This is a genomic window from Fuerstiella marisgermanici, assembly GCF_001983935.1.
Lineage (GTDB): Bacteria > Planctomycetota > Planctomycetia > Planctomycetales > Planctomycetaceae > Fuerstiella > Fuerstiella marisgermanici.
Genome location: NZ_CP017641.1, coordinates 2,735,854 through 2,748,609 on the forward strand (window position 1 = coordinate 2,735,854; position 12,756 = coordinate 2,748,609).

9 protein-coding genes are annotated in these 12,756 nt (G+C 56.4%); 5 read left to right on the plus strand and 4 right to left on the minus strand.

Translation table 11 applies throughout. The annotated features are described in order from the left end of the window. The first annotated feature begins 95 nt into the window (after positions 1–95). Complete coding sequence (locus tag Fuma_RS10335) at positions 96–1,493, plus strand: excinuclease ABC subunit UvrC (RefSeq protein ID WP_083731943.1); 1,398 nt, start codon at positions 96–98, stop codon at positions 1,491–1,493. A gap of 18 nt (positions 1,494–1,511) precedes the next feature. Here Fuma_RS10335 and Fuma_RS10340 read toward each other — a convergent pair whose 3' ends face one another. From Fuma_RS10340 to Fuma_RS10350, 3 genes are read right to left on the minus strand one after another with little or no spacing between them, the layout of a single operon-like run. Then, positions 1,512–1,865, minus strand: a complete 354-nt coding sequence (locus Fuma_RS10340; RefSeq protein WP_077024072.1) for a hypothetical protein — start codon at positions 1,863–1,865, stop codon at positions 1,512–1,514. Then, the gene (locus tag Fuma_RS10345; protein ID WP_077024073.1) at positions 1,862–4,057 is read right to left on the minus strand and encodes an ABC transporter permease subunit/CPBP intramembrane protease; all 2,196 of its coding nucleotides are present in this window, start codon (positions 4,055–4,057) and stop codon (positions 1,862–1,864) included. Before Fuma_RS10345 ends, Fuma_RS10340 begins: the two co-directional genes overlap by 4 nt. Then, complete coding sequence (locus Fuma_RS10350) at positions 4,054–4,821, minus strand: ABC transporter ATP-binding protein (RefSeq protein ID WP_229360889.1); 768 nt, start codon at positions 4,819–4,821, stop codon at positions 4,054–4,056. The genes Fuma_RS10345 and Fuma_RS10350 overlap by 4 nt, the downstream gene beginning before the upstream one ends. Before the next feature lie 329 nt (positions 4,822–5,150). Here Fuma_RS10350 and Fuma_RS10355 point away from each other — a divergent pair, with 329 nt between their 5' ends. From Fuma_RS10355 to rnc, 3 genes are all read left to right on the plus strand, one after another. After that, a complete protein-coding gene (locus Fuma_RS10355) occupies positions 5,151–7,238 on the plus strand; it encodes a Na/Pi cotransporter family protein (protein ID WP_229360891.1) in 2,088 nt (695 codons plus the stop codon). A 447-nt stretch (positions 7,239–7,685) separates the two neighbouring features. Beyond that, complete coding sequence (locus tag Fuma_RS10365; RefSeq protein ID WP_077024076.1) at positions 7,686–9,008, plus strand: hypothetical protein; 1,323 nt, start codon at positions 7,686–7,688, stop codon at positions 9,006–9,008. 357 nt (positions 9,009–9,365) lie between these two features. Then, positions 9,366–11,123 carry a ribonuclease III gene (rnc, locus tag Fuma_RS34135; RefSeq protein WP_083731944.1) on the plus strand — a complete coding sequence of 586 codons (1,758 nt, stop codon included), beginning with the start codon at positions 9,366–9,368 and terminating at the stop codon, positions 11,121–11,123. Positions 11,124–11,614: 491 nt separating this feature from the next. On the opposite strand, the gene arfB is transcribed toward rnc, so the two are convergent. Further along, positions 11,615–12,037 carry an alternative ribosome rescue aminoacyl-tRNA hydrolase ArfB gene (gene arfB / locus Fuma_RS10385; protein WP_077024078.1) on the minus strand — a complete coding sequence of 141 codons (423 nt, stop codon included), beginning with the start codon at positions 12,035–12,037 and terminating at the stop codon, positions 11,615–11,617. A gap of 151 nt (positions 12,038–12,188) precedes the next feature. Here arfB and acpS point away from each other — a divergent pair, with 151 nt between their 5' ends. Continuing rightward, positions 12,189–12,731, plus strand: a complete 543-nt coding sequence (gene acpS / locus Fuma_RS10390) for a holo-ACP synthase (protein WP_229360892.1) — start codon at positions 12,189–12,191, stop codon at positions 12,729–12,731. Positions 12,732–12,756 lie beyond the last annotated feature (25 nt).

The following is a 12,756-nucleotide window of genomic DNA, read 5'->3' on the forward strand; positions in this document are numbered from 1 at the left end:
AGCCCTGGGAACGAGCCCGTTTGCTGGTACAATGAGGCACACTCACCCCGCGCCGAATGCGCCGCGACAATTCACGGAGTTGAAAACACCTCGGAATGACGGATCCCAGTCCACTCTCTGACGAAACCGCATCGGACGCCGGTGCGCCCGCCGACGACAACGCAGAAGCATTGCCGCCGCGTGAAAAAGTTCGGAAGTTTCCCACCGGCCCAGGCGTCTATTTAATGAAGGACGACCAGGCTCGTGTGATCTACGTCGGCAAGGCCGTCAACCTGCGCAACCGTGCGGGCAGCTACTTTAACAAGGCAGCGGAGACTGATCGGCGGACGGCGGAGCTGGTCACGGAAATCGCAGATCTGGATTACATCGAAACCGACAGCGAAGTCGACGCGCTGCTGATGGAAGCTCGCCTGATCAAGGACATTCAGCCACGGTTCAACAACCTTCTGAAAGACGACAAGACCTTTCCGTACCTGCAGATCACAACGCGAGAGGACTTTCCTCGTGTGGAGTTCACTCGCACCCCCGAAACCAAAGGCGTGCGGCTATACGGCCCCTTCACCAGCGCCGGGCAACTGCGAGGCACGATCGCCGTGCTGCAAAAGATCTTTCGCTTTCGCACGTGCACGCTGGACATCGAAGAAAACGACGAGCGGTGGCGGTGGTTTCGGCCGTGTCTGTTGGCCAGCATCAACCAATGCACGGCTCCGTGCAACATGCGAATTTCCAAAGAAGACTACAAGCAGGACATCCGCCGCCTCAGAATGTTCCTCGACGGCAAAAAGGATCGACTGCTGAAGGACATGCAGAAGGAAATGGTGGCCGCGTCCAAGGAGCTGCTGTTCGAAAAAGCCGCTCGACTGCGCGACGACATCGAACAATTGAAGACGCTGAATCTGCGAGGCGACCTGGAAGACCACGCTCAACCGGAAGTCTTCTACGTCGACCCGCGCAAAGGCCTGACAGGGCTAAAGCAGGTACTGAAGTTGAAAGAACTGCCACGCGTCATCGAAGGCATCGACATCGCTCATCTTCAGGGCGGCGAAACCGTGGCCAGCCTTGTGCAATTCATTGACGGGCTGCCCTTCAAGCACGGCTACCGACGCTACAAGATTAATTCCGTGGAAGGCGTGGACGACTTCGCGTCGATGCGCGAAGTTGTCACTCGCCGGTTTCGGCGTTTGGAACAGGAATCAGAAGCGTTCCCCGATTTGCTGCTCATCGACGGTGGCAAAGGGCAGTTAAACGCAGTGATGGAGACGTTTGAAGCCATCGGGATTACTCCGCCAACCACGATTTCGCTGGCCAAACGCGAAGAAGAAATCTACGTGCCCGGTCAGTCAGACCCTCACCGGTTAAGCCGCCATTCGTTTGCCCTGCGGCTGCTGCAGTATGTCCGAGACGAATCTCACCGGTTCGCTCAGCATTACCACCACATGCTACGGCAAAAGGCAACGTTTGATGGGACGGGCAAGAAGCGACGGCGGCGTTAAGGCGGAGATTCAACTTTGCTATGACAGCAGGTCCGCAAACCAGTATGTGAACGGAGAGAATATCACACCGAAACTGAACATGATCAACCCGAAGAATCCGAGTGAAAATTCCACCAAATCCCGTGAGTCGCTTTCTTCGTTCTTCCCACGTGACATCCGCCAGCTCAGCACGAGGCAAAGAGTACCGGACGGCAACAGAAGTACCATGCCCAGCGAAAAGAACGTTGTTGCAGCCACTTCCAAGACAGGCGGTTCGAACAGACCTTCGAGCAATAATAATAGAAACGCCAATGCAATCATGCCTGGACTGAATGCGATCGCCAACAACTGAAAAGGGTAATCCTTCATCAGATTGAGGATCGCTCGCCTCATGGCTTTGGTCGCTTCCACAGAAGAATGCCCGCCACGGCCACCGGAACCGCAGCGTACAACAGCCAGGTGGTGGGCAGGTGTTGATGAGTCGACATGCCAATGCCGTAGCCGGAGAGCTGGTCTTCGTATTCGGCGATCGTCAGCATCAAGCCATTGTGCAGCACGTGCAGCAGCATGCCTGGCAACACGCTGCCCGAACGTTCTCGCACGATTCCCAAAACAATGCCCATCAGTGTGCTGGGCAGCAGGCGTTCAAACAGCAAAGCATCCTTCACGATAACGTGAAACAGGCCGAAGAGAACTCCCGTCGCTAGAATTGCCAAAGCCGCCGATGACTTACTGCGGATCGACGTCTGCAGGAAGCCTCGAAAGAAGAACTCTTCGCAAATCGCCGGAGCCGCGGCCAAGGAAAGCAGCTTCAACCACAGCGGGATCGACGCCAGGTTCAGATCAAGTTTTTCGAACAACTCCGTCAGGAACGCGATGCGGTCTTCGGTCAGCGTTCGGATCTGTAGTTCATACAGAAACGGCCACAACGACGCGCCCAGCATCAGAGCCACCAGCCACATGGGCCACTTCGGCAGTCTTAGAGCGAACCCGGTGGTCGGTCGAACCTTTGCCGCCACTGCAAACAATAACGGAACGCCAACGAACAAAAGCAGCAACACGACGGCGTTCAGTAGTAGCTGGCTGTAAAGGTTGGCGGTGATTTTTCCGGGCAGCGAGCCGATGACGATGAACAGCGAAAACAGGATCGCCAGGCACGACATCGAAACCGGCACGGGCGCGACGACGTTGGGTTCCGTCGGTCGGCGTAGCAAGTCGTTCCACGTTCCGGCGCTGCCGTATAGAACCGCGTCGGAGCCGAAGATTCTGGCCGCCAGAGACAATGCCAGCACGCCGTACAGCGCCGTGGAAATCAGGACGATGGCAAACATCAGCAGGTTCACGTTTCCCTGCAACAAGTCGCGACCCATCAACACGGTGTTGATCAGCGGAGTGACAGCCATCAGCCCATTCATCTTCACTTCGGGCATCAGTGCGAAAATGCCGGGGGACAGCGAAACCAACATCAGCGGCACCAGGTACGCCTGAGCTTCCTTAAAGCTGCGAGCCACGCTGGTGATGCTCAACAGCACGGCCGAAAAGAACGCGGCGAAGACGACCATCAGCACGATGACCTGCACGATCATGGTGGCGTTAAAGCTGCCCAGCACGGTCCCTTCCAGCCCCAGCGCAAACAGTGTGGCGAACATCGAAATCAGATTCATCGACGCCGTCAACAATGCCACCACCAGCACCGCGACAAACTTTCCGGCCAGCAAAGTCATCCGCGACACCGGCGCGGCGACCAGAATTTCCATTGTGCCTCGTTCGCGTTCGCCAGCCGTCAAGTCGATCGCGGGGTAAACGGCTCCGGTCATCGTCATTAGCACCAGCACCAGCGGGATGAAGGTGACCAGCGGCGATGGCGCCTGATAGGTGGACTTGATCGACCGCGTGCGGATGGTGGACGGACGCACGGGAGGTATTTGCCCGGCTTTGACGAGGCTTTCGAGATAGCGGCGGTTGTACGCTTCCAGCCGCTTGGTCACCGCATCGAAACACCTTTTACTAAGTGCGGAATCCGATCGTTGAATCAGTTCCCAGTCCTGAAACGGCTGCGGTTCCACGCCGCCAGTGTCTGCTTCGGGTTCAGAATTTTTCACGCGTACCGCCAGGTCTGCGAAGCCATCGGCCACGGTTTGTTCCAGCGTCAGGCCCTCTCTGTCACGCAGTGGAAAGACGCTGATTCGCAGATTGGGGTCGGTCGCAAACACGAGGGCGTTGGTCCTGCCGTCAGAGGTCGCTCGAGCCACCGCCTTGACGTCGTCTTCACTCGGCGGATTTTCGTCGGCCAAAATCTGCTCGCCCATGGCCATTGCCGTGGCGAACCGTTGAGCGTCCTCGGCAGTTTCGACGTAGATGTGGCAGTCGACCGCTTTCGCCGTCGATAGTGTGCTGAGGACTCCTTTGCTCATGACAGAACCGAGCAACGGGTAGACCAGCAGCGGCATCAGAATCAGCGTGATCACTGTTCGCCGGTCACGCAGAATTTCGCGCAGTTCTTTGCGAGCCAACCGCCATGCTCGGCCTGTGGATTCGCCCTGCTTTTCTATCGAGTTCGCACCGTCGTCGTCGGGAACGCTCATGACGCGGTGCCTTCGCTGGCTGGTTCGTTTAGCAATTGCAGAAACATATCGGTCAACGTAGCGGCGCCGGTTTCCTGTTGCAGTTCCGCTAACGTGCCGCAATGCAGTAACGCTCCGTTGTGCAGCAATCCGAAGCGGTCGGCAAAGCGTTCTGCTTCGTCAAGGCGATGAGTGCAAATAATCACAGCTTTACCTTCGCCGCGCAAATGTTGGATGAAGTCGAACACGACCTGGCTGCCGACAATGTCCAGGCCGCGAGTCGGTTCGTCCAGTAACATCACGGGCGGATCATGCATCAATGCACGAGCCAGGTTGACTCGCTGTTTCTGCCCGGTACTCAACACGCCGCAACGCCGGTGGATGTAGGACTTCATGTCCAGCAATTCCGTCAACTTGCGGATGCGCTGTTCAACAGTGTCAGGCGGCACGTCATACAAATCGCCCACAAAGGAAAGCATCTCGCGCGGCGACAGCCATTGGTAGACGCCGACGCTGGTTGACACGAAGCCGACGCGGCGTTTGATTTGATCCGGATGAGCGGCCACGGAAACGCCGTCGATCGTGGAATCGCCGGCGGACGGCTGCATCAGGCCCAGCATCATCCTAAGAGTCGTTGTCTTACCCGCCCCATTGGGACCCAGAAGTCCGAACACTTCGCTGCGAGCGACTTCGAACGACACGTCGTTGACCGCTGCCACGGGGACGCCGTCAGATGCGGGAAACGCTTTGGAAAGATGTGAAACGCGAATCAAAGGCCCGCTCACGGCGAAATTGTGTCAATTTGGGGAAGAGATGCCTGTTTTTTGAATAACGACGAAATCGCCGGAGCTGTTGACCACACTTAAGGGAACCGAGTTTCTCGCAATTTCCGCCGTGTGTCGCTTGCTTCCCGACACACCAGCAAATTTTCAAGTGAATTGTGGTCCATGCCAGTGCGTACGCTGCCGTTGACACCAGATGACGGAAGAGCTTTCCCGAATCTTAATAAAATCCTAACACACCAGTGTATGGTACTTTCGGCGCGGTAACATTTGCGGTCTCGTCACCCGATTCAAAACATCAGCTCGTGCGGGCTCCCGGACACAAGCAAATAATGACATCACCAGTCTTCCGCACTCCAGTCTTTCTGGGGTTGTTAGCAACTGCTCTCTTCAGCTCGGCAACCGCAGTTTCAGCGGATGAAGTTGTCCCCGTCAAGGACAGCGCAAATGGCCACACCATCAAACTGATTCCCGACCAGCGCGCGTTTTTGGGATCGCCTGATACGCTGATTGATCTGTCGCAGGTATTTGCCGACACCGAAATCGGCCGGGACAACCAACCGCTGACCATCGAAGTCATCCGCGAAGAAAAACCAGACGTCGCCGCTGCCGAAATCGATGGCGACATTCTGCGGCTGAAGTGGGGCAAAAAGACGGCAAAGTCGCGTGAGATCATGATTCGCGCATCCACGGAATCCGGTGAGTACGTCGACACCAAGCTGCATGTCGAACTGTGGGAACCGGATTATTGGAAGCTGATTCTGACAGTCATTGGCGGGCTCGGTCTGTTTTTGCTGGGCATGAAAAATCTGTCCGAAGGGATGCAGGTCGTCGCGGGCAACAGGCTGCGACGCATGATCAGCGCTGTGACCGATAACCGGTTGATGGCCACAGGTGTCGGCGTCCTTGTCACGATGCTCGTGCAATCCAGTTCGATTACGACGGTGATGGTGATAGGCTTCGTAAACAGTGGTTTCATGACGCTCTCTCAAGCGGTCGGCGTGATCATGGGAGCGAACATCGGCACAACAATCACCGGCTGGATTTTGGTGCTGAAGATCGGCAAGTACGGACTGCCACTGGCTGGCGTAGCGGCGTTCTTCTATCTGTTCTCAAAGCGAGAAAGCCTTCGATATGCTGCGTTGACTGTGATGGGGTTGGGACTGGTGTTCCTGGGTCTTGAACTGATGAAAGACGGATTCAGCATCATTCAGGAACTTCCTGCATTCGAAGCATGGTTCAAAACATTTGCCGCCGACAGCTATGTTGGCGTGCTGAAATGTGCTCTGGTCGGCTGCGTGCTGACGTTTATTGTGCAGTCGTCTTCAGCGACGCTTGGTATCACCATTGGGCTCGCTCAACTTGGCGTCATTCAATTCGAAACGGCCGCTGCACTGGTACTGGGTGAAAACATCGGCACCACAATCACGGCCTGGCTGGCTTCGTTCGGAGCAAACACAAACGCCAAGCGAGCGGCCTACTTTCACGTATTGTTCAACCTGCTGGGCGTGGCCTGGGTCACGGCTGCGTTTGCGCCGTTTCTGATGCTGGTGCGGTACATTGTGGTTGGCGACGCCAATGCCGACATGTCTCTCGGCATCGTTTCTGCGGCACAAATTACCGCCGGAATCGCGGCCGCTCACACCGGCTTTAACGTGACCAACACGATCGTCTTTCTGCCGATCGCAGGATACCTGGCGACTTTGCTGCAACGCCTGATTCCTCAGAAACCTAATGCTGACGAAGAAGCTTCGCATCTGACGAACCTGGATATCCGCATGCTGGAATCACCCGTTGTTGCGGTTGAGCAGTCTCGGTCGGAAGTTCTTCGCATGGCGGAAGCATGCCGGAAAATGATGGCGGGCTTGAAAGAGCTGACTCATCAGGAAACGCCCGATCCGGAACTGATGAAGAAGATCCTGAAAATGGAGGATGAGCAGGACGTCATTCAGGATGAAGTGGTGACATTCATGTCGAACCTGCTGGGCGGCAACATGCCTCACGACATCGTCGATGAAGCTCGCGCCCAACTGCGAATGGCGGACGAATACGAATCCGTCAGCGACTGCATCGCCACCGTGTTGAAAGCTCATCGAACGCTTTACAAGCACGATGTTCGCCTCCCGGAACCTCAACAGCAGGAACTGTTCGAACTGCATGAGATGGTTTCGGATTACCTGGATTTGGTCACTCATTCGTCCGAAAAATCAGGTCGAGCCGAAGTGGCAGCGGATGCGGTACCTCGCGGTGAAGTCATCACCAAGCACGCGAAGACTTTGTACAAGCGTTTGCTTGCCAAACCACCGGCCGAACAAATTGAACCTCGAGCGATGGTGTCCTACAACCGCCAGGTCGCCGCGTACCGCCGCATTCGAGACCACCTCGTGAACGTGGCCGAAGCGCTCGCTGGCGAAAAATAGTTTGCGGCACGCTGTAGACGTTTCGAGCGATGGGCGTCCGAGCTGTATCGCTCGCGAGCTGGGCACTGAGCCGATCCTTGTGGAAACGGCAGCGAATTGGGTGGCCAAGGTTGGAGCGAGGCACGAGTGAACCCCCGGGGTTTCCTTCGCTTCGCTCAGTCCAACCCCGGCCAAACGCGAAGGAACCGTGCTCCCATTTTGATGGGGAGTCAGTTCGGTCTTTACGCACCAATCGCTAAGATCAGAGCAGTTTTCCTTTTGTTGTGGACGGTTCGGGCTCGTGGCAAACAGCCTTCATCGTCCGAACCGCATGTCCCGCGGCCACAAAGCAGCGAGATTCGCTGAAGTCCATAAATGGCGTGATCCGACGCTGCGCTTCGTCCGTTGGGCCGAAGGTCGACCGATTTCCTTGACGCAATCGTCTTTCCACGCACGGAGCAGACAACGATGCCTCCAGCCGCCGATTCAAAGCCATACTACAAGCAGCCGTCGAAATGGCTGCTCGTCTTTTTTGCGTTGGGCTGTCTTGCGCTGTTTCTGCTTTGGCTTTCCGGGCGGTCAACGCTCGGCAAGAAGCTGGCTGAGTTACGCAAACAGGGCCTGCCGACAACCTCAACGGAACTAAACGATTACTACAAGGTGCCCGAAGGCGAAAAGGACACAACAGATCTGTGGGTCGCGGCGATCGACGCTGTCACGAATGTAGATCTGGATTCGGTTCCAAAGGATATGCCAGTTCTGGGGTTTGATGCCGAGCCGGTTCCTTCGCCCGACGAAGAATGGGAGAAGCTGGATGAGTCTCGTGAGTTTCTGGAAACACTCTCTGATGAAATGAAGCTGGTGTACGCAGCTGCTGAAGCGGGCGGAGTGGCTCGGTATCCGGTCGATTTCACGCCGGGCTTCAATGCTGTACTTCCGTACGCTCAGGACGCCCGCAGCGTGGCCAGACTGTTCACTTTGCAGGCTCATGTCCACGCGCATGACCGAGCCTTCGATCAGAGTCACACAGATATTCTGGCCATTTTTGCACTGCGGAATTCGTTCCAGGCGGAACCCACCATGATCTCGCAACTGATCGTCAACGCGTTTCACGCGATCGGGTGCGAGGCGACTGAAGACCTGTTGCCGCATTGTGGTTGGAACGATGAGAAGTTGAGTAAACTGCAGACGGTCGTCGCTGCTATGGATTTCATGCATGGTGCACGCACCGGTTTGATTGGCGAACGTACATTTGTGCTAACCGGAATGGGCAGCTTTCCATTGGGGCCGTTTCGACAGTCGGCGTCGCGCGACGTGCTGGCGCATTTCGAAGATTGTCTGGAAGCCACAGAACAGCCGTGGTCCGAAGCCATTGTTCGCATGGAAGCCATTGACGCCAATCTGAAGCAACGCTCGCAAGGGACCATCGGTCGGTTTGCCACGATGCCACTCACTATGCTTGCTCCCGCGACGACTCAATGTTTTGTTGCAGGCGCACGATCGGACTGCCGAAAGAATTTCACCGTGCTCGCACTTGCCGCACAACGCTATCGCCTGAAACACGGCCACCTGCCCGATAGCCTTGACGACATGACTTCTGAGTTCCTGCCGTCCACCGAAGCAGACCTGAAGCTTGACCACTTCGACGGCCAGCCGCTGCGTTTTAAAAGCGACAACACCGGCATTACGATCTACAGCATCGGGTTCGATCAGAAAGACGATGGCGGCGACATTGAAACCACCGAAGAAGGCCTGCAACCACAGGATGCAGGCGTCTTCATCGCGAGTTAGATGGCAGCCTCCGGAATTCCGAGCACCACCGATCGGCACTTTGTCGACCTTCACAGATTTATGCTGCGAACAGTCACTGATCGCATGCCGACTCGTGGCTGATTGCCTGCTTTGCGATTTGACCGCTCGCCAAATTCGACGCATCCTGCTATCGTCCCGCCCGGAAAATTCCGCATTCGAACTCAGCGGGTGACCGGCACCTATCACAAAAGTCGAGTTGTTCTGTCGTCAGAAAATCGTGCTGACAGGCGACTCAACGCAATGCCGGACGGCCGCCAGGTCCGAGCCGATTTTGTGTGATTTTTCCGCCCGTGCGGGAGTTTTGCGCCCTCAAGATCAGACCTGGAATTATCACACGTGGACGAAAATCAGCGAGAAGACATTTTTCGCCGTTGCGAAGAAGCGATCGGTTATCAGTTTAAGGATCGCGATGTCCTGCGTCGCGGTTTGACTCACAGTTCGTGCGCGACGTCTCGCCTGGACTGCAACGAACGCATGGAATTCCTCGGCGACGCTGTGCTGGGGCTGGTCGTTTGTGAATTCCTGTATCTCAAATATCCCGATCGTCGTGAAGGGCAGCTCACGCAACAAAAGTCGCACCTTGTCAGCCGCACCGTTTGCACGCAAGTCGGCAATCGGCTTGGCTTGAAGGACCTGATTCTGGTTGGAAAGGGCCTGCAGACGATCCCCGATTCGTTGATTGCCGCCGGAGTGGAATCGCTGGTGGCGGCCATATATCTGGACGGTGGATTCGCGGCGGCGGTCGATTTTATTATGCGAGTCTTCGAGGAAGAACTGCAGAACACCGACGAGGCCGACCAGGAAAACTACAAAAGCATCCTGCAGGAAGAAACTCAGCGTGACGGCAGCGATCCGCCCAGCTATGTGGTGATCGAACACCGCGGCCCCGATCATGCTCGGGAGTTTTGTGTGGCCGTTGAAATTGCAGAAACTCAATTCGAATCCGCGTGGGGCCGCAGCAAAAAAGAAGCCGAACAAAAGGCGGCCATGCACGCTCTTGAAGGAATTTCGCTGGACGGTGGATCGACCACCACAACAGCTTCGAAACCAGACTCACAAGGAAACACAGACGTGCCCGAATCGAACTCCGACAGCTCAAACCCGCCGACCAATCAGTCCACGACTTCGACGCAGGCTAACGTACCGACGACGGAATGCCGCGTTCTGTTTCAGCCGCCGACGGACGAGCTTCGTTTTTTACCTGAAGGCCCTTATTCGCTGCCGAATGGCAACATCAGCTGGGTGGGAATTCAACACGGCAGCAATTCTACGGTCGGTTCGCTGAACATTCTTGATCCGGCCTCCGGCACGAACCAGTCCTTCAACCTGCCGGGCCGACCGGGGTTCGCATTCCCCACGACGAAGCAGAACGTATTCGTGTGCGGCGTTGAGCGGTCGCTGGGGCTGTATGATGTCAGCGATGGTTCGTGGACGGAAATCCTGAGCGGCATCGACAGTGACGTCGACAACACGATCATCAACGACGGTGTCGTGTTCGACGACAACCTCATCTTCGGCTGCAAAGAACTGGAATTCAAAACGAAGAAGGCAGGCCTGTATTTGTGGCGCGGCCGCGACAAAAAACTGTTCCAGCTTAGAAACGATCAGATCTGTTCAAATGGCAAAGCGGTCATCAGGAACCCCGACCAAACATTGACGCTGGTCGACATTGATTCGCCGTCAAAGACAATCACCAAGTGCTGGCTGGAAGTCGCCGTCGGCACCGTGGGCAAGCCGGAAGTCATTGTCGATTTGTCGTCTGAAGACGTGTTCCCGGACGGCATGATCGTGACGCCGGACGGAAAAAGTCTGATCGTGGCGTTGTACGATCCAGGCGATCCAGCCTACGGAATGGCGCGTCAATACGGCATCGAATCGGGCGAACTGGAAGCTGTCTGGACGTGTCCGGGTTCGCCGCGAGTCACGTGCCCACAGCTTGTGAAGGTCGATGGTCGAGTGCATTTGCTGCTGACAACGGCCGTCGAACACATGGACGCCGAACAGCAGTCGCGGCATCCGAACGCGGGCTCGCTTTTCCTTGGCGAAGCATTGCTGGGGGCGTTGGGCGAACAGCCGTTGTTTCCCGTGGGGTAACGGTCAGCCACGTTTGCTGCCGTTTGTGAACGCCCTAAATCCGGCCCTGTTGCTAGGCTTTTCTTAAGCTCAGGCCGTCACTCGCCTGGCTTTCTGCAAAATGTGAAGCAGACTTAAAACGTGTCAGAACGGGGATTCGGAGCGGCTCTGAACGTCAGCGCCGTTCCGTTTCCGCCCCGACAAATGCAATGAGATCGCGTGGTTTTCACCGTGCCTGCTCTTTCGCTGGGGCGAGGTAGGCAAAACGTCCGTCGCCCCTCCCAGCCGAAGGCAAGGGAGGGGTCGAACGAGCGGAGCGATGTTCGGGGGAGGGCCGTCTGCGCAAGCGGGGCTGTGCGCTGAAATGCTCGCCCCCTCCCGGACGTTGCTTCGCTCCGTCCGACCTCCCCCGACGCTGCGCTGGGAGAGGTGAATGCACACGGCCAACGCTCGAACTTGAGGCAGCGTTATCTCCAATGCTTGGCGCTCCGCCTGCCGATGCCGCAGCCGCTTCAATCATTCATCGATGGCTTACGGCGTTGCTGCTTCTTTTGCGACGTCTGTTTTTTGCTGGTCAAACGCCGCTGTTTCGCGCCGCGCGATGGTTTTGTGGGGCGTCGCTGAGTCGGTGGCGTGATGATGTCCAGAATCATCTGACGCAGGCGGTCCATGCAGTCAGCTGTATTGCGGCCCTGATCGCGGTACTTCTGGCTTCGCAGAATCAGCACGCCGTCTTTGGTGAATCGGTGCTGATACTTGTTTATGAATCGCTGTCGGACGCCGTGGGGGAGAGCGTCTGATTCACCGGGATTCCAGCGCAGCATCGCCTTCGAATTGACTTTGTTGACGTTCTGACCGCCGGGTCCGCCGCTGCGAGCGAATGAGAAATCAAATTCTGATTCGTCGATTTGAATGTTACTGGTGATTTCTAACATGGATCCGCTTCCTGGCGTGGACATCAAAACTGTATTGTGAGCGGCAAGTCGTTCGCTCAATGGTACTCACTTTGTCACGTAGGTCAGTCTCTCCGAGACTGACACAGCGACAATGGCGCGGCTTTTTCGAGTCTCGGAGAGACTCGACTACGTGAAAATCGCAAATCGCAAATCGAGTGGCATTGACCGTTCGCCGCAGGTTTTGCAGGGTTCCCCACGGCGGCTGGTGGCTCATCGACGGGCGGGACGGCGAGAGAGGTTGAAGGTTGACTTTATGATCATCGGACTTGGTACGGATATTGTTGAGATTGATCGTATTCGCGACATGATCGACCGTCACGGCGACAATTTTTTGCAGCGCTGTTTTACAACGCCTGAGATTGCCTACGCGGACAAGCACCGCGACGCAGCGGTTCGCTTTGCCGGTCGCTGGGCAGCCAAAGAAGCGGTCGTCAAAGTTTTAGGAACCGGCTTTGTGAAGGGAATCACGTTCCACGATATCCAGGTCCTGCCGCTGGATTCCGGCCAGCCACGAATCGAACTCTCCGGCGGCGCTGCACAGATCGCAGCCAGCATGAGCATCGGTTCTGTGCTGATCACGATTTCTCATGCCAAATTATACGCCACCGCGACGGCCGTAGGGGTCGGTCGGGAGATAAATTTTGGCGACAATTCAGCCGCTGCCGACGGTTAAACGAAGTCATCCGATCGCGTACCAT